Annotated in this window: 14 protein-coding genes; 7 read left to right on the top strand and 7 right to left on the bottom strand. The window is 45.3% G+C overall.

Annotated elements, in window-relative coordinates; genetic code table 11:
- The first annotated feature begins 86 nt into the window (after positions 1-86).
- Entirely contained in the window at positions 87-2,150 is a 2,064-nt protein-coding gene (locus A136_RS07940) for a sensor histidine kinase (RefSeq protein WP_017065171.1), read from the top strand.
- A gap of 120 nt (positions 2,151-2,270) precedes the next feature.
- Here the strand turns inward: A136_RS07940 and A136_RS07935 are convergent, their stop codons facing one another.
- The 6 genes from A136_RS07935 to A136_RS07910 all read right to left on the bottom strand — a co-directional run bounded on the left by A136_RS07935 (position 2,271) and on the right by A136_RS07910 (position 10,203).
- Positions 2,271-4,721 (bottom strand): family 20 glycosylhydrolase, encoded by a 2,451-nt coding sequence (locus tag A136_RS07935; protein WP_017065170.1) that lies wholly within the window; start codon positions 4,719-4,721, stop codon positions 2,271-2,273.
- A 141-nt stretch (positions 4,722-4,862) separates the two neighbouring features.
- Positions 4,863-5,492, bottom strand: a complete 630-nt coding sequence (locus A136_RS07930) for a bifunctional 4-hydroxy-2-oxoglutarate aldolase/2-dehydro-3-deoxy-phosphogluconate aldolase (protein WP_017065169.1) — start codon at positions 5,490-5,492, stop codon at positions 4,863-4,865.
- Between the two features lie 20 nt (positions 5,493-5,512).
- The gene (locus tag A136_RS07925) at positions 5,513-6,460 is read right to left on the bottom strand and encodes a sugar kinase (protein ID WP_017065168.1); all 948 of its coding nucleotides are present in this window, start codon (positions 6,458-6,460) and stop codon (positions 5,513-5,515) included.
- A gap of 92 nt (positions 6,461-6,552) precedes the next feature.
- On the bottom strand, positions 6,553-8,067 hold the full coding sequence (locus A136_RS07920; protein ID WP_017065167.1) for a sodium:solute symporter family protein: 1,515 nt from the start codon (positions 8,065-8,067) through the stop codon (positions 6,553-6,555).
- A gap of 206 nt (positions 8,068-8,273) precedes the next feature.
- Positions 8,274-8,666 (bottom strand): RidA family protein, encoded by a 393-nt coding sequence (locus A136_RS07915; RefSeq protein ID WP_017065166.1) that lies wholly within the window; start codon positions 8,664-8,666, stop codon positions 8,274-8,276.
- A 103-nt stretch (positions 8,667-8,769) separates the two neighbouring features.
- Positions 8,770-10,203 (bottom strand): N-acyl-D-amino-acid deacylase family protein, encoded by a 1,434-nt coding sequence (locus A136_RS07910; protein ID WP_017065165.1) that lies wholly within the window; start codon positions 10,201-10,203, stop codon positions 8,770-8,772.
- A gap of 176 nt (positions 10,204-10,379) precedes the next feature.
- Here A136_RS07910 and A136_RS07905 point away from each other — a divergent pair, with 176 nt between their 5' ends.
- Both A136_RS07905 and A136_RS07900 read left to right on the top strand, forming a co-directional pair.
- Positions 10,380-11,654 (top strand): amino acid deaminase, encoded by a 1,275-nt coding sequence (locus A136_RS07905; protein WP_017065164.1) that lies wholly within the window; start codon positions 10,380-10,382, stop codon positions 11,652-11,654.
- 179 nt (positions 11,655-11,833) lie between these two features.
- Positions 11,834-12,697 carry a MurR/RpiR family transcriptional regulator gene (locus tag A136_RS07900; protein ID WP_017065163.1) on the top strand — a complete coding sequence of 288 codons (864 nt, stop codon included), beginning with the start codon at positions 11,834-11,836 and terminating at the stop codon, positions 12,695-12,697.
- Here the strand turns inward: A136_RS07900 and A136_RS07895 are convergent.
- Entirely contained in the window at positions 12,694-13,233 is a 540-nt protein-coding gene (locus A136_RS07895; RefSeq protein WP_017065162.1) for a hydrolase, read from the bottom strand. The two genes, A136_RS07900 and A136_RS07895, sit on opposite strands and share 4 nt — an antisense overlap.
- Positions 13,234-13,425: 192 nt before the next feature.
- Here A136_RS07895 and A136_RS07890 point away from each other — a divergent pair, with 192 nt between their 5' ends.
- The 4 genes from A136_RS07890 to A136_RS07875 all read left to right on the top strand — a co-directional run bounded on the left by A136_RS07890 (position 13,426) and on the right by A136_RS07875 (position 17,688).
- Positions 13,426-13,995, top strand: coding sequence for a porin family protein (locus A136_RS07890; RefSeq protein WP_017065161.1), 570 nt, complete (start codon positions 13,426-13,428; stop codon positions 13,993-13,995).
- A 233-nt stretch (positions 13,996-14,228) separates the two neighbouring features.
- On the top strand, positions 14,229-15,851 hold the full coding sequence (locus A136_RS07885) for a phosphoethanolamine transferase (protein WP_017065160.1): 1,623 nt from the start codon (positions 14,229-14,231) through the stop codon (positions 15,849-15,851).
- Positions 15,852-16,177: 326 nt separating this feature from the next.
- A complete protein-coding gene (locus A136_RS07880) occupies positions 16,178-17,113 on the top strand; it encodes a CorA family divalent cation transporter (RefSeq protein ID WP_017062015.1) in 936 nt (311 codons plus the stop codon).
- Entirely contained in the window at positions 17,113-17,688 is a 576-nt protein-coding gene (locus A136_RS07875; RefSeq protein WP_017062014.1) for a mechanosensitive ion channel family protein, read from the top strand. The genes A136_RS07880 and A136_RS07875 overlap by 1 nt, the downstream gene beginning before the upstream one ends.
- Positions 17,689-17,875: the final 187 nt, after the last annotated feature.

The following is a 17,875-nucleotide window of genomic DNA, read 5'->3' as shown; positions in this document are numbered from 1 at the left end:
CATTCGCTTAAAAAGCAAACATAAAACCTTGTCAAACCACTAGCTCAAAGAGGCAAGCCACTAATTTTAAAGGGATTTGATCAGAAATGATGAATAACAATCGATATTGGTTATTCCTGTGTACCTGTTTATTGATTGGTTTGGTGCAGGTCACCACCAAGAATGGCATCAGCCAGTGGAAGCTTGAACAAGCCCAACGCTATGCCGAACAGCGCTTCCTTGGCTACATTGCCGAAGCAAGGCGAACCCTTAAGCGTTTCTATTATCTGCCCTACCTAGTAACCAATGATGAAACCAGTGTGCGCTTCATTGATGGTGAAGCCCGCCTAGAAAAACGCATTAAGAAGCAGCTGATTCAATTGGATAAAGCCGCCAACACCAAGGGCTGGTATCTGCTTTCTGGCGAAGGGGACTTGTTGGTATCGAGTGTTGAAAGAAGCAAACTGAGCAATAAGAACGCCAGTACAATTGTTTCGAAGATCCACCAACAAGGTGGTGCGATTTCAGTGGTGACAAAAAACAAAGGCGTGACACCCGATTACTTCATAGCGGCACCCGTATATCGAGCCTCTGATGTGGTTGGCATTGTCGCGGTGCAAATCGATTTGTCATTGTTAACCGATCAATGGTTTGCCGATGGTGAGGCGATACTGTTTCAGAACCCTCGCGATCAGTTCTTTCTCTCCAGTGACAACAGGTTGAGTGCCGATTGGTTCAATGACACCTTCAATTCTCAGCCCACAGCGACAAAACGTGAGCTGTATGACCAAACCCATATTCGCGTGTGGCGATTGCAAGATAAAGATTACCTAATTCAGTCCATCAAGTTAGACGATCTGAATTGGCGTTTAACCTACCTAACGCCATTAACCAGCCTCAACCAGACCACGAACTGGATCAGCTGGAGTGTGGCGGTTGGCTGTCTTTTCATTCTGTTACTGTTGGTTATTCTTTACCAAAGACGCCAGAAAAAGCTCAGCAATCTGAGAATCCAAAAGCTTATCGAAGAGTCTGAGAAACGACTGTCTGGGATGATCAATAAAACCCATGTTGGGTTAATACTGATCGATAAACACGGACGCATTCACGATATCAACCTGATGGCGAAGAACTACTTTTCACTATCTGATTCAATGATCAATAACATCAAGGCGTGGCAGTTATTTGAGGCAGGTAACCCGAATTCAACCACCTTGCAACTGCTCAAAAACTTAGAGCAGCATCAAGAGCTGGCCGAGATAACTAGCGTCGAAACCATGGCAAGACGCAGCGATGGCAGCTACTTCCCTGTTTTATTCTCTATTAGCGCCTTTCCTTGGCATGCGACGACTTACTACCTGTGTACCGTAATCGATATCAGCAAACGTAAGAAAGCCGAAATTGCGGTGCAAAACGCCAATAAAACGCTACAACTGCGGGTCGAAGAGCGAACTCAAGATCTAAAAGATGCGCAGCAAGAACTTGTCGAATCTAGCAAACTGGCTGCACTAGGGCGGATGTCGAGTGCGATTACTCATGAACTCAATCAGCCGCTTACTGGCCTAAAAACCCTACTTTCGAGTAACCAGTTGCTGATGGAAAGAGGCGAGACTAAGATGCTGAAAGCGAACATGGATCTGGTGATGAGCCTAATCGACCGAATGGCTAACATGACTAGCCAGCTGAAGTCATTCGCCTTTCAAAGGCTTGAGAAACCTTATCCTGTTTCCCTAACAGACGCACTGCAAGAAACCTTGCGAATTCATCAAGCCGAACTGGAAAACGTCGATATTCGCGTGCGTGTCGCTTCCAATATTTCGATGGTAATGGGAGAAGAGGCGCGACTTCGTCAAGTGCTTGGTAACCTGCTTAGAAACGCTGTCGATGCCACGCAGAATCAGAAACCAGCAACCATTGTGATCAGCGCTCATACCGAGCAACAACGCGTGATCATCAAGGTTCAAGATAACGGTTGTGGTGTGTCTGAAGATCAACTCGAAACCATTTTCGAACCATTTCATACCAACAAAAAGATGGGCGAAGGCTTGGGGCTCGGGTTGGCTATCACAGCGAACAACGTGCGCGATATGCAAGGCACATTAATAGCGAAGAACAATTCAGACCAAGGCATGACATTTACGTTAACACTAAACAATAGCGATAGTGAGTAGTTACTTACACAGACCTTGAACTCCACATTCTATTGAAGCGCTAGAACTAAAAAACCGCCCACAGAGGGCGATTTTGATTCACTTATTGGCGTGTGACTTATTCACTAATCCGTTAACGACTTACTCAGCTAACTGCTTCAACAAGAGCTCTGTCGGGCGAACAATCGCGATGATCGATTCGTCGTAGATCTTCGCTGATTCAGACAGTATCGCTTGATAGGCGTTCGCGTCTGATGCTCGAACTTTTTCACCCGCTTGTGCTTTAGCAATCAAGGTTAACGCCAAGTCTGCCACTTCAACGGTTTTCTCAGCGACAATCACAGTTTCTACTGAGGACACATTGCCAGCGAAGACAGTTTTAGCTGCGAGTGCAGACGCTTTCGCTTGCTGATAATGCTCTGCAAGTTGCTCAAGCGCTTGTTGATTACCCGTCGCGACTTCGTTGACCAAATCTTGCATCTCATACACAGCGTAGCTTTCCACTGGCAACGCATCAACGAAGCGGTTTAGACGCTCGTATTGGCTGTATAAAGTGCCCTTAGGTTCAGTGGAGTTCCACTTTTCCCAGTTGCGAGCGTAGTACTGTGCTGGCTCGGTGTATTTTGCAAGCACGCGTAGGTCGTGGATATCTTGGCCTTTCGCAATGCGTTTTAACAACATGTCAGCATCCGCATGATGACGAAGTCCAACCGACACTTCAGACCATGTATCCATCGCTTTCATACGTTTGTACATGCTGCGCTCGTCCGTCAATTCCGCATCAGACCAGAAGCGCTCTGCAATCGCGTAGCTGCGCGGCCATAGGTAGTTTTCAACCGTGTGGCTGTCTTTATTTTCTAGCCACATGGTGATCTCGCCGCCTAAAATCAGCTCTTTTTCTTTGTCGGTTAGCTCCGCGGGGTAGCCTCCGTTTGGCTCAGGGATCACGCTGCCTTCTACATCGCTGCTCGCAATCACTTCGCCTGTGGTTGGCCAGCGCACGTTACCAATTAACTGATAGCTGCCTTCCGCAAACCCATTTGGATTCAAGTTCAGGTTGAATTCGGTATACGACATGAAGTTATCGAAGTGGCCGACAAAGGTTTTACCCGGCACATAATCAAGGATGTAGATCTCTTCACGAGACTTACCGTTGTAATCACTGAACGCGCGGAAAGTACCGTCTTGCGCTTCAATGATAGTCAGTGTTCCCTTACGTGGGCTGCCTTTAGAGCGAGGCTTTTGCCATTGGTAAGTCACAAACTTCTCACCACTGTGCAGCTTATCGTCAACCGTGATGCCACTTGGCATTGGATCATTGCGATAGTGGTAACTGGTTGGCTGAGGTTGGTCTAGGTAGTAACCCGTAGACAGAATACCTGGGTAGCCCTCTTTCGCCGCACGACCGATACTGTCGTGTCCTTGCCAGCTTTGAATCACGATAGAAGTTGGCAGATCTTTATGCCAAATCTCATCCCAACCCGTCATCTTCTTGCCACGCTCTTCCAGCATCTTTTCAACTTTTACGTTGAGGTAAGACTGTAAGCCGCGCTCACCATCGATATTATTCTCTTCAATGAACTGTTGGTGCTTTTCGCTGTTTTTCCATTGCGCATAGTTCGGCTCATCGCCACCAATGTGGAAGTACTCGTCTGGGAACAGTTCTGTCACTTCATCAAACACGTCGCCCAGCATTTCATAGAGCTCTGGGTTAAGTGGGTCCATCAATGGCTCAAATACACCCCAGCCACGTTCTTGTTCGTAGCTTTGACCTTCACCACCCGACATCAAGCGTGGGTAAGCGTGCGCCACAGCAGAAGAGTGTCCCGGCAGTGAAACTTCTGGAATAACACGAATACCAAGATTACGAGCGTACTCAACTAAGTAACGAACTTGGTCTTTGGTGTAGTAATCACCATCAGTGGTTTCTGACCATAGACGCGGCCAAGATTCCGTTTGAATGCGGATACCTTGATCGTCCCAGAAGTGCCAATGGAACACGTTCATTTTCGCAGAAGCCATCGCATCTAGCTGACGAATCAACACATCAAATTCAATGAAGTGACGCGAGGTATCGTAAGAGACTCCACGCCAACGAAAGCGGGGCTCATCAACAATGGTTACGGCAGGAATATGGTAGCCAGTTGCTGTGGTTTCAACGAGCTGTAAAAGGGTTTCGATGCCGTGAATAGCGCCATATGGGCTTGGTGCGCTCAGCGTGATTTGCTCACCCTGAGTCGTAATTTTGTAAGACTCTACAGAGTCGATGTTCTGTACTTCAGGCTTTGGCGCCGCGTCGATATCAATGATCAGGTTCGCTTCGTCTGCGCTATCAACCTGCCAGTTTAGAATCGGCACGCCAGTTTGGCGCTCTAGGCGATCGATAAAGCGTTTCGCGGTGTATTCAACGCGATCAGAGTTAAAGCCTTTGATGTAAACCTTGAAGTTACCGTCGACCTTAACTTGCCCAGCTTGCAGCTCGACTGTTTGTGGATACGGCATTAAATTTAGATCGGTATTCGGAGCCATTGCTAACGCCATTGGGGATACTACTGAACTTGAAATCAATAGAGACAATATAGTTTTTTTCATTATTAGTTTTCCTATATAACGGACGTTCTGTTTTGTTTATCGGAGGCGATTCACAAAACAGAACCTTCAGCCACTGCTGTTGTTTATCGTGAGCTCAAAGCCTATCGTCTGTGAAAAACGAATGAGCTCACAAACTTATGATTAGCTAACCAACTCAACCGCTTCACGAACCAACACCGCGATCTCATCCCACTGTTCGTTCTCGATCATCTTCGGAGATACCATCCAAGTACCGCCACAGCACACCACGCGATCCACGGCTAGGTAGTCATTCACGTTGTGCTTGCCGATACCTCCCGTTGGCATTAAAGACACATCAACGTATGGCGCTAACAGAGATTTCACCATATTGATCCCACCAGACGCTTCTGCTGGGAAGAATTTCAAGAAGTTAAGACCAAGTTCAAGCGCTTGCTCTACTTGGCTTGGGTTGTTTACGCCAGGAACGATTGGCATACCGATCTCTTGGCAACGTTTTACTGTGTTTGGATTCAAACCCGGTGCCACGATGAATTCGCTGCCCGCCTCTTTCGCAAGGTCGATCTGCTCTGGTGTCAATACCGTACCAGCACCAATACACATCTCAGGGTAAGCATCACGCATCGCACGAATTGAATCTGCTGCCGCTTCAGTACGGAACGTCACTTCTGCTACTGGCAGGCCGTTTTCAACTAATACCTTTGCTAGTGGAATCGCATGTTCCACCTTGTTGATTTGGATAACAGGGATAACTTTGAATTGCTTAAGTGTGTTGATCATTTCTTGAGACATAATAAATTCGCTTTGTTTTTCTATTTTTTAATTAAGTGATTCATAGCGCTTACCGGGATGATCGCGCCTGAGTATTGAATAACGGTAGAAGCCAGTTGGTGACCCAGTTCAGCTGCATCATTGGTGCTCTCACCTGTAAGACGCGCCGCCAGATAACCCGCAGCGAAGGAGTCACCTGCTGCGCAGGTGTCGACCACGTTAGAAACACGAGTCGCGGATACATAACTCTCAACAACATCGCCTTGTTCAACTTGAACAATCTTGCATGGCTCACAGCCACGTTTGATGACGATCTCTTGGCAGCCTAAGCGAAGGCAGCGTTGTTGAACGCTCTCGCCATTGCCCCAAACCAGCAGGTCGTCGTCTTCGGTAATCAGTGCAATGTCGACCAATGGTAGTAACTTGGCGTACCAATGCTGAGCTTGTTCAGTCGTCCAAAGTTGCGGGCGATAGTTGTTATCAAAAATCAGCTTGCCGCCTTGATTTGAGAACACGCTAATAGCTTTGAATAAGCGCTCACGATAGGCGTCATCTAAAATCGCGATACTGATACCGCTGATGTAAACCGCATCGACTTGTTTCTCGGTCAGGGCGATTTCAAGCTTATTCAGATCACTAGCTTGAAAGTAAGATTTGACTGCCGCGTCGTTGCGCCAGTAATGAAAGTGTCGCTCGCCTGTCTCGTCGGTTTCAACCATGTAGAGTCCAGGAAGCTTGTTCGCAATGCGTTCGACGAAATTGGTTTGAATGCCTTCTAGTTGCCAGCTATCAATCATATTTTGAGACAGCTCATCACTGCCAAGCCCTGTCGCATAGTGCACAGAGAGGTTTTGATGTTGAGTTAAGCGAGAAAGGTAAAGTGCGGTATTAAGTGTGTCACCGCCAAACTTTTTGGTTAATGGAGAGCCGCTGATTTCGACCATACATTCGCCGAAGAAAGCAATATTGAACAGAGAAGATGCCGACATAGCCGCTCCTAAAAATAGAGATAATTGACTTTAGAAAAGGCCCTACCGTTAAGCAGGGCCTGAATTAAGCAAACCAGTTGTGGAGACTAGGTTTAGCTTGTTTGATTTGCAGGACGTTGAGGTGCCGCTTCTTCTTCAAGTACGCCAGTCTCAGACATTTCCATCTCCATCAGAGCACGCTCGTCATCAAGAATCGCTTTTGCCATTTCAGGTGTTACTTGGTTAGCCGGAGTCACTAGGCTCACAACCACACCTGCCGTTAGAGCAAACAGACATGATGGGATAACTGGGTTGCCCCAGAAGGCTGTGTAGTCAGCGTTTAACATTACTACGAATGAAGCTACAGAAGCACCCGCTAGTGTTGCAAGCGCACCTTGCCAGTTGTACCGTTTCCAGAATTTACCCAACATACCGCACACAAACATGCCCGACATAACCGTTGAAATCATCTTAGTGATGTAGCCAATGATGTCGTTTGACGTCAGTGCGAACAGTAGTGCGAAGCCAATCACCACAACCAAAGCTAGACGAGAGTAGTTCAACATTGATTCTTTGTTTGGTACGCGGCCTGTGAACATCACGTACACGTCACGCAGTAGGATAGATACACCGGCAATCGCATCTGAGCTTGCACTCGACATGGTTGCAGATAGACCTGCGATAAGAACAATCATGCCTACGCCAACTGGAAGAACCGTTGCAGCTACGTATGGGAACGAGTAGTTCGGGTTATCCAATGATGGGTCGATTGCGTGTGCAGCCATACCTATGATTGCTGGGATGATTGAGAAGAAAAGGTACAACACACCCGATGCCACAAATGAGCGACGAATGGTTTTAACGTCTTTGCCTGAGTAGATACGTTGACGGAATGAAGGCGTCGCCAGTACACCCACACCGATAACTACAGCCAAAGAAACAGCAGGCAGAATACCCAGTTTATCGATTGCTAAAAAGCTTGTAGCAGCAGGGTCCATCGCAGCGTAAAGGTTATCCATGCCACCGATGTGATCCACAGACATAACCGCCATCAAGATGAAGCCAGCAAAAAGGATGATAGCTTGGATAGTATCGGTCCAAACAACCGCTGTGTAGCCACCGATCACCACGTAGATAGTGAATGCCGCAGCAATAATAATCTTCGCAAGGTTAAGGTCGATGTCTGCAATCCACGCTAGGTACATGCCGCCACCTAGAATGTGCGCACCCAACCAGCCGATTGACGCGATAAAGATAAGCAAACCAACCACGTTTTTCACGATTCGGTTAGCGCCAACATAGTAAGCCAGCTCTTCACTCATGGTCATGAAGTTCAGTTTACGAACCGGAGCAAACCAAAGGGCTAGCAATAGGATGCCGATAGCACCGCCAATTCCGTACAGAGCACCAGCCCAACCATTCGCGTAGCCGAAGCCAACCGCACCCATACTTGAGCCCGTGCCGACCATAGTCGCGACGGTTGTACCCAGAACTAAGAATAATGGCAGGCCACGGCCGCCTAATAAGAAATCTTCGCCAGATTTTTGATTACGCGAGACAAACCAGCCTAACCAAATTAAAAAACATACGTACACGCCGAAGCCTGTAAGAAAAAGTGTGCTGTTCATTTGACACCTCTCAGTGAAATATTGAGTTCATTCTTGAACTTTATTTATGATTCATTCATTTTTATATTTCATATAATTACTTTATTGATTTTATCTATTTTAATTAAAGTAATTTTTATAAATGTAGGGTGAGAGTATTAAAGGATAATAACAGGGATGACTAACCCCTAATACTCTCTAAGTAGGTAATTGTGATTAGGTTATTACTAAACGCGATCCGCGCGGTAGCAAGTCACATCTACTTCAACCTTCACGTCTACCACTAGGTCACAGACCATGCAGATACGAGCCGGTGGGTTAGCACCGAAGAACTCTTTGAATACCTTATTAAAAGATTGGAAGTAACGAGAATCCGTTAGCACAACCTTTACGTGCATTACGTCTTCTAGGCCGTAGCCCGCTTCAGTCATGATATCGACACAGTTTTGGATCGCTAGGCGAGACTGGTCAACAATGCCACCCTCTACCACTTCACCATCTGTCATCGGTGTCTGGCCAGAAACGTATAGGAAACCACCCGCTTCAGTTGCGCGTGCAAATGGTAAATGTTGTCCGCCTGTACCTGTACCGCCTTCAACACCGTAACGTTTAATAGTCATTTTTTAACTCCACTTCTTTATAGATAATATTGGTTCTGTTCCAATATATTTAAATTAATTCGTCGTTTTCTTATTACTGTATATTTAATAAAATAATTAAATTCTAATTACGGTAAATAAAAACGCCTGAACGATTATTTTTTACTTTTCCTTTTTGGTAAGTTAACTCACCATTTACAAATACACTTTCGATTCCCTCAGCAACTGAAATAGGGTTTTCAAATGTTGCTGTGTCTTTAATATTCTTTGGATCAAATAAAACTAAATCGGCAAATGCGTCTTGGCGAATCTCACCTCTTCCCGCGAGGTTGTAGCGCTTCGCAGACATTCCGGTCATTTTGTGAATCGCTTCTGGCAGCGCAAACAGTTTTTCATCTCGGCAGTAGTGGCCTAAGACTTTCGGGAAAGTGCCCCACAATCTTGGATGTGGATGCGGGTCATTTGGTAAACCATCAGAACCAACCATGGTCAGCTTGTATTTCAATACGCGCTTTACGTCGTTCTCATCCATGCAGTGGTAAACCGCACCGGCTGGTTGAAGCGCTTTTGCTGCGTCCATCAGTGGTAGGTTCATCTCATCAGCAATCTGCTTAAGCGTTTTGCCTGCATGTTCAGGCTTTGCTTTAGACCAAGTGATGAAGATGTCGAAATCGTCTGTCACCTGTTTCAGATCTAATGTCGAAGAGCTCGCTGAGTATGGATAGCAGTCGCAAGACACATCTTGGTGCTCTGAAACCTTGTCCATCAAATCAAGCACTTCAACAGTTCTGCCCCAGTTGCCTGCACCTGCACATTTAAGGTGAGAGATAACAACCGGTACTTTCGCGTATTGGCCTGTCTCAAACGCCTCTTCCATCGCGCTTAAGATCTCTTCAAATTCGGTACGCATATGCGTGGTATAGATGCCGCCATGGCTAGACAGCACTTTGGCTAACTGCATCACCTCATTCGCGTTGGCTTGCTTCGCACTTGCGTAAGCCAAACCAGAACTCAAGCCTAATGCGCCCTGCTCCATTGCTAAATCAAGGTTGCTTTGCATTGCTGCAATTTCTTCTTCGCTTGCGGTGCGTTGTAGGTCGTCCATCACTTGGTTACGCAGTGTAGTGTGGCCAACTAATGCTGCTACGTTCACCGCTGGTTGCGCTTGCTCTACCGCTTGTGCATACGCCGCAAAAGTTGGGTATTTAAAATCAGCCTGCGCACCTAAAAGATTCATTGGGTCAGGTGGATCGCCAGCCAAAACCGTTGGCGATGCGCTGATGCCACAGTTGCCAACAATCACGGTTGTCACACCTTGGCTGATCTTAGGTAGGCAGTCTGGGTAACGAATTACGTTGGTATCGTCATGTGTATGTACATCGATAAATCCAGGAGCCAATGCTAAGCCTGCTCCCTCAACCAACTGGCCACAATCTTCGTGATCGATTTGACCAATTTCGGCGATTTTTCCATCAAGGATTGCTACATCGGCACAAAACGATTGTTCGCCGGTGCCGTCAAACACCTCTACATTTTTGATTATCGTATCGAACAACATTTTTCACTCTCTCAATCCACTGTGTTGATGGAGCTATATTAGAAATCCAGCCGATTATTTTCAGTGACAAAACACACATAATATTTTAATTTGTGTGATAGTTTCTATCACAAAACACATTATAGACATATTTAAACATTAAATAACAACCACTTAAATCATGTTAGGAATCAGCAATGAAACATAACCCTGCACAAAAAGATGTTATAAAGTATCAAAAAGATAGTTTCATCTTGACTGAAAAAGGCCAAAAAGGGAGAGCAGTATCACAATCTGAGAACGGTGTTTATCGACTGGTTGATGAAGACATTTCGCTTCCGGTAGCAATTATCAAACAATCAGCGTTGACCAATAACCTGAATTGGATGCAATCATTCGCCGATCATCATCAGGTTAAATTGTCGCCACATGGCAAAACATCGATGACGCCTGATTTCTTCCGTCAACAGCTAGAAAATGGCGCTTGGGGAATTACCGTTGCGACACCTGCACAAGCAGAAATTGCAGCAATGGCAGGCGCAAAAAGAATCATCATGGCTAACCAATTGGTAGGTAAAACCAACATGGCGATCATCGAACAGCTTATTAGTGAGTTCGACGTTGATTTCTATTGCTGTGTGGATTCATCGGTAAACGTGCAGCAACTCAACCAATACTTCGCCAACAAAAAGCAGACGCTAAAAGCTCTAATCGAGTTTGGTGTTCCGGGTGGCCGTTGTGGTTGTCGTTCACCTCAAGAAGTTTTAGAACTGGCTCAAACCATTCAAGATACGCCTGCACTTTCGCTAGCGGGTATTGAGGTGTATGAGGGCGTGATTCATGGCGACAATGCCGAGCAAGACATTCGTACCTTCTTAAACCAAGCGCTGACCTCGGTCGAAAGCCTCGCATCAGATGGCCTAATTGCAGGGCAACCTATCATCACTGGTGCAGGTTCGGCTTGGTATGACGTGGTTGCAGAATGTTTAGCGAACCTAACCGATTACTTGGCGATCATCCGCCCGGGCTGTTACGCGATTCACGACACAGGTATCTACCTAGACGCTCAAAGCAAGGTGTTGCAGCGTGCCCAAGTAAACCAAGGTTACGCGTGCGAATTGGGTGGAGATCTCGAATCGGCACTTGAGGTATGGGCGTATGTAATCTCTCGCCCAGAACCGACCAAACTAGTTGTTGGGCTAGGCAAGCGTGATGTGGCCTTTGATGCGGGGTTACCTATTGCCGAACGCGGCTATCGCAATGGCGAAGCTATCTCTGTGAAAGGGCTGACTGCGACCGCCGTGATGGATCAGCATACCTTTGTTGAAACGGACGGCTCTTCTGAAATTGAAGTGGGCGACATGATTGCATTCTCAACCTCACACCCGTGTTTAACCTTCGATAAGTGGCGCTACATTGCCATCAGCGATGACGACCATCAGGTAACAAACTGGGTGGAAACCTGCTTCTAGTTCGATTTTTCAATAAGCTAGAATCAGCGAAACAATAAGATATACTAACGGGGCTAACGCTTAGTTTTAAACGGCTAAATGGCTAAAAAGCTAAAAAGCTAAAGAGCTTACTTCTTACGAGCTAGGTTCTTAATAACTAGGTGATAACGATTAGCCCCATCAACAAAGGATCAGGATTCTTGAGTTTAGAAGTAGATATCATTTCACAGATAACGGAGCGTTTTCCCGCTCTTCGTGATGCAGAGAAAAAAGTCGCTAAGCTGATCATGGACGACATTGATTTTGCTGCCAATGCCAGCATCACAGAGCTTGCTGAAAGCGCTCAAGTGAGTGAAGCCACCATTACACGTTTTGCTAAGGCTATCGGCTGCAGCAACGTACGTGATATGAAGATCAAGCTTGCTCAAACACTGACAGTTGGCCAGCGTTTTATTCTCGAACCGGTTGACCAAACGGGTTATCAAGGTATCTACGAATCGATCAAGCAGAGCCTAGACATCAACCGCACCTTGTTCAAAGAGCAAGACGTTGAAACCGCAGTCAGCTGGCTGCATAACGCCAGACAAATCATTGCTATTGGCATGGGTGGTGGCTCGACCATCGCTTCTCAAGAACTGCAACACCGACTGTTTCGTTTGGGCTATCCCGTGGTGTCGTACAACGATGGCTTAATGTCACGTATGGTTGCCGCGACAGCAGACGCCAATGATGTGATGGTGATGATCTCCGCGACCGGTTTCACGCCTGTGATCACCGAAACTGCAGAGCTGGCGAAACAGTACGGGCTTAAGATCATAGCGATTACCCCAAAAGATACACCACTGGCAAAGATTGCCGATATCTTGTTACCCATCAAGCATATGGAAACTGACTTCATCTACAAACCGTCGGCTTCTCGCTACGCCATGTTGGCGTTAGTGGATGTGCTTTCTATGGGAATCGCAGTCAATCACAAGAACCGTTCGCGCGACAAACTGCGTCGCTTGAAAGTTGCGCTCGATTCTTACCGAGGCGGTGGCGATAGACAGCCTCTCGGTGATTAACGAATCAAGGATAGAATGAGCTTAAATTCACGCGCGCGGCAGTCTTTCACAAGCTCGTATAAGCTCATTTCTAATCCTGTGATTTGGATACCAGCATCCATTAGTCGACGGATTGCCAGATCTTTGTTGAGTGCCGTTCGTGAGCTAACACAGTCGCCAACTACCTGAACCTTGTACCCAAGTTCCAACAACCCCATTGCGGTTTGATAAACACAAATATGAGCCTCAATACCACACACTAACCAAGTCTCTACATCCTTGGCTTGAACCGCCTCAACAAACTTGGGCTCATCACACGCGTTGAAAGTGAATTTAGGTATCGGCTTTGCATCATTCAGCAAGTCATTAAGTTCGTCGACTGTAGCACCTAGCTTCTCTGGGTTCTGCTCCAAACGAATAATTGACAGCCCCAAAACCTGCGCTCCTTGAGCTAACTTCCCGCAATTAGCAATCAGCGTATCGCTCTCATCAACAAGGCGTGCGAGCTTGCCTTGTACGTCCACAACCACCAAACCTGTGTTTTGTTTCGTTAGCATGTTTATTCCTTGTTTTAAACAGCCTGACTCACTAAGCAACCTGATGTGTATTTTTTCTACTATGTAACGATTCAGCTTACAAAGCCATACAGTAATACATACAAGACTACGGAATAATACTCACCAACGGTCGAAAGGGCGCAAAATAAAAATTATTGATACTGGCATGACATTTAAGAGTGAGTAACAAAGATGAACAAGATAACGAAATCAGCATTAGCACTGGGTTTAATCAGCACAGTTTCTCTTCCAGCTTTGGCTGCAGGTACTGACGGCGGTGCGTACATTGGTGGCGGACTTAGTGTCTACCAAGATTCTGATACAGATGGTCAAGGTAGCTTAGATTCAGATGGCATGGGCTACAACCTATACGGTGGCTACCAGTTCAACCGTATCGTTGGTGTTGAACTTGGCTACAACGATTACGCAGACTACAAAAAGGGTGCTGCAAAACTGTCGCCAACTTCTATTTCGTTATCAGCAAACCTAGGTTATACGTTCGACAACACGATTCGTCCATTCGTGCTTGCAGGTTTAAGCTCTGTTGACCTAAACGCAAATAACGCAGCTCTATATGATGACGATAGCGGTACCGGTTTCCACTTTGGTGTTGGTGTTGAATACACGCCAATCGAACATCTAACACTACGCCTAATCTCACAAGCAGACGCAGTGAGTGTTGAGAACGACTACGGCTTTAAGAAAGAAGACAAAACACTTGCCTTCAACAGCATTAGCTTCGGTGGTTCTTACAACTTCTAATGTGATTGAACCACATAGAATAAGCTGAACATACTAATTCACTTTGCTGTTCCACCTTGTCATGAAGGTCACTCAGTAAAGTGAATTTTTTGTTTCTACACGCACTATCGCGTCATTTCACTTTAGCCGGTTTACCGCTCACCATTACTTACTGAGATTTATGCATTGATATTAGAGCTTTCTTGGTAGCGAGACTAAAATAAAGGGATAAGTGACACAGGAAGACAAGACCTATGAATCTACCACGCTTAAACATGTCGATAAACAAACTCCCTTTCGTTTTGGCAGTGTATTACCTGCTTGTCATTAACTTGCCTATCTCACGCGAACTGTTCAATATTCTTAGTGCCTCACAAGCCGAAAGCATTGGGTTTATCATCTCGATCCCATTTTTCTTTCTCGCCGCATTCAACTTTATCTTTCAAGTATTCAACTGGCCGATATTCGCCAAAGCTTTTTTTATCTTGTTACTACTTACTTCCTCTTTAGTCAGCTACAGCATGTTCAACTACGGCATTTTTGTAGACTATGGAATGATAGAAAACGTCTTCGAAACCAACAGCGGAGAGGCTGCTAGCTACCTAAGCAGCTATTCTATTTTATGGTTTGTTCTGATGGGAGGAGTCCCGTCACTGCTGCTTTTATTTACGGATCTTGAAAGAGAATCTTGGAAAGATTTTGCTATTGGGAAGGCGATTGGATTGCTCTCTTCGTTGATCGTCATTGCCATCATTGCCGGGTTGTTTTACAAAGATTATGTGTCGATTGGTCGTAATAACTCTCATCTTAAAAAGATGATCATTCCGACCGAATACGTAGCATCAACAGTCAAATACATCAATAACACCTACATCAAACAGCCCATCCCCTATCAAGAATTGGGATTAGATGCTCAACTCAAGCCACAAGCAAAAGCGGCAACCAAACCGACCTTATTGGTGTTTGTTCTTGGTGAAACAGCACGTGTATATAACTACCAATATTATGGCTATGAGAAAGAAACCAATGCTCATACCAAACCCTATAATCCGATCTTTTTCTCTGATGTTCAGTCATGCGGAACAGCCACTGCGGTTTCTGTGCCGTGTATGTTTTCTAACATGAACCGAAGCAACTACGATCGCGACAAAGCCTACAACCAAGATAACGTAGTCGACATTATGAACCGCGCGGGCATTCACTCTATCTGGCGAGAGCACGATGGTGGAGACAAGGCGGTCGCACATCGAATCAAAGAGATGACTCTCGTCGCCAAAGACAGCGACCCGCTGTGTAATAAAGATGTGTGCTATGACACAGCCATGCTAGAGAACTTCGAACAAGATACTCAAGTTCTTAAACAAGATAGCATCATTTTCTATCATATCTCCGGATCTCACGGCCCAACTTACTTTGAGCGTTATCCAGAAGAACATAAGAAATTTACGCCTGATTGCCCTCGTGCAGATATTGAAAACTGCACCAAAGAGCAAGTGGTCAACACCTACGACAACACCATCTTGTACACAGATTTCTTTCTCTCACAGGCTATTCAGAAGCTAGAGAAACTCACCGATAAGTACAATGTCGCGCTGATGTACATTTCCGATCACGGAGAATCATTGGGAGAAAATGGCGTCTACTTACACGGCATGCCTTATTCATTTGCTCCGAAAGAGCAAACCCATGTGCCTATGATCATGTGGATGTCTGATGGCTTCGCCGAGCAGAAAGGGATAAACCAAACCTGCTTAAGAAAGGCGGGGAAAGAGCAGAGCTTTTCTCACGATAACCTGTTCGACTCCTTGCTTGGCCTAATGGACGTGCAAACCAAAGAATACCGAGAGAACCAAGACATTTTTGCTTCTTGTCGCTAGTGCTTTTGCTTATGTAAACCATCGGAAAACTCGAGTTGCCTGAGCAAGCTCTCCGCAACCTCCCCTAAAAAGAAAAGACCTCGGTCTTTTCTTTTTTTTGTCGCTAACATGGAGCCAGAGTGCTAATTTATAACGACGAAACAATGAGCTACATTTAATAGAGATAATAATGGAAGAGTCCGTCGTACTCCAAAGACCAACATGTCTTATTAGACTTCATCTCACTCACATCGCTCATTGAACTTACCACGATTAAGCTCAGTTCAATACCGCGCCTGAATGGCGCCTAATATCAATGTTTACGTCATATCATTAAGGACAAATGAATGGACGCTTTCATAATTTCAAGCTGGCAATTTTCTGAGGGGGTGGCACATGAACACACCACCAGCCCAGCCTCATTCGAGCAATCAACTTGGTATCACTGCCAAAGAGATGCTGACGGTTTGAGAGAATGGCTCCACAGTAATACGGTTCCAAATGCCATCATCGATTCATTACTCACCGATGACACCCGCCCTCGGTTCGAACAATTTGGCCACGACTGTTTTTTGATGATTCTGCGAGGCATTAATCTAAACGAAGGTGCTAACCCTGACGACATGCTTAGCCTACGCATCTTATGGTACAAAGGCACTTTAATATCGACACGTAAAGTTCCTTCAAAAGCGGTCAGTAATCTGATATCTGATCTCAAACAAAACCAAGGCCCTACATCATTACCTGATGTGTTGTTGGGCATGATCCGTGGAATCAACCACAGCATTTCAACCTTCCTAGCACCCGTCGAACTATTAATTGACGAGTTAGAATCTACATCCAATATCGACATAAGATCCATTAACGCTCTACATTCAAGGCTACTCAGACTAAGGCGTTATTTGAAGCCACAGAAATACGTTTTTGAAGATTTAATGAGTGACCTACCTGCGCCATTGAGTAAGCACAACAGTCATATAAAGAACAGCCTTGATACCATCCTGAGAATTAACGAGTCTGTTGAGTTTTACATCGAACAAATTAATGTATTTTTAGCGAGCCTAAGTCAGCAACAAGCTGAAAAAATGAATAGAAATACGTACCTATTTTCTATCATTGCAGGTATTTTCCTCCCTGCTGGGTTTTTCACCGGTTTACTGGGTGTCAATATCGCTGGGATACCCGGAACAGATAACCCGATAGCATTTCCACTATTTTGCGTTGGGCTGCTCGTGGTCATAGCGGCAGAGGTCGTTATTTTGAAAAAATTGAGGTTTATTTAATGGTTGAGTTTTTGCAATCCAATATGTGGCTTAGACAAGTAGTTTTAGGTTTACTTCTTATCACTGTGTATTGGGTGATCAAACGCTTAGGTAAGAACTGGATAGAAACATTAGCGGAAAATAAACGTGTCGAATTGAAGCGAAAGCAGTTCGTGATTAAGTGTTTCAATATTGTTCTGTTTCTACTCTTCATCGCTGTGTTTACGATTGTTCTTAACTTGGGTTTTGGTGATATTTCTCTGTTCTTGTCTTCGATATTTGCGGTGCTGGGTGTCGCTTTATTCGCGCAATGGTCGATTCTAAGTAACCTCACAGCCAGCGTACTAATATTTTTCGTCTTCCCTTATCGCATTGGCGACAGAGTAAGAGTCGCGGAGAAAGACGAAGACATCAGCGGTGTGATCATCGATATCACCATGTTCCATGTTATTCTTCGACACAGTTCGGGCAACATTATCACCTACCCTAATAACCTGATCCTACAAAAAGGCGTGATAAAGGTATTAGTTGATCCTGAGTTAAAGAGTGAAACTGTCGATACAAAACTCATCAAAGCTGAAGACTCAGATAAGTAATGCGCCCTCTGTTGAACTTCCACATCAATAAGTTCAACAGAGGGTAAGATATCTTGCCCTCTTTCAATTAACATAAGCTCTCCTGTTAATACTTACACGCCTTTCAAAACTGTCGTTTTTATTCAATATCAATCTAGAGTACTCACCTACAATTGCTGCTATTGAAACGTGGCTTGACTAATCAATT

Origin of the sequence: Vibrio crassostreae 9ZC13 (assembly GCF_000272045.2) — a bacterium.
GTDB classification, from domain to species: domain Bacteria; phylum Pseudomonadota; class Gammaproteobacteria; order Enterobacterales; family Vibrionaceae; genus Vibrio; species Vibrio crassostreae_C.
This window is presented reverse-complemented; position numbering and strand designations above follow the sequence as displayed.

What these genes read in the sequence shown, in the direction of transcription:
- A136_RS07940 (WP_017065171.1), top strand. Translation starts at nt 87, where the DNA reads ATGATGAATAACAATCGATATTGGTTATTCCTGTGTACCTGTTTATTG.
- A136_RS07935 (WP_017065170.1), bottom strand. Translation starts at nt 4,721, where the DNA reads ATGAAAAAAACTATATTGTCTCTATTGATTTCAAGTTCAGTAGTATCC.
- A136_RS07930 (WP_017065169.1), bottom strand. Translation starts at nt 5,492, where the DNA reads ATGTCTCAAGAAATGATCAACACACTTAAGCAATTCAAAGTTATCCCT.
- A136_RS07925 (WP_017065168.1), bottom strand. Translation starts at nt 6,460, where the DNA reads ATGTCGGCATCTTCTCTGTTCAATATTGCTTTCTTCGGCGAATGTATG.
- A136_RS07920 (WP_017065167.1), bottom strand. Translation starts at nt 8,067, where the DNA reads ATGAACAGCACACTTTTTCTTACAGGCTTCGGCGTGTACGTATGTTTT.
- A136_RS07915 (WP_017065166.1), bottom strand. Translation starts at nt 8,666, where the DNA reads ATGACTATTAAACGTTACGGTGTTGAAGGCGGTACAGGTACAGGCGGA.
- A136_RS07910 (WP_017065165.1), bottom strand. Translation starts at nt 10,203, where the DNA reads ATGTTGTTCGATACGATAATCAAAAATGTAGAGGTGTTTGACGGCACC.
- A136_RS07905 (WP_017065164.1), top strand. Translation starts at nt 10,380, where the DNA reads ATGAAACATAACCCTGCACAAAAAGATGTTATAAAGTATCAAAAAGAT.
- A136_RS07895 (WP_017065162.1), bottom strand. Translation starts at nt 13,233, where the DNA reads ATGCTAACGAAACAAAACACAGGTTTGGTGGTTGTGGACGTACAAGGC.
- A136_RS07890 (WP_017065161.1), top strand. Translation starts at nt 13,426, where the DNA reads ATGAACAAGATAACGAAATCAGCATTAGCACTGGGTTTAATCAGCACA.
- A136_RS07885 (WP_017065160.1), top strand. Translation starts at nt 14,229, where the DNA reads ATGAATCTACCACGCTTAAACATGTCGATAAACAAACTCCCTTTCGTT.
- A136_RS07880 (WP_017062015.1), top strand. Translation starts at nt 16,178, where the DNA reads ATGGACGCTTTCATAATTTCAAGCTGGCAATTTTCTGAGGGGGTGGCA.
- A136_RS07875 (WP_017062014.1), top strand. Translation starts at nt 17,113, where the DNA reads ATGGTTGAGTTTTTGCAATCCAATATGTGGCTTAGACAAGTAGTTTTA.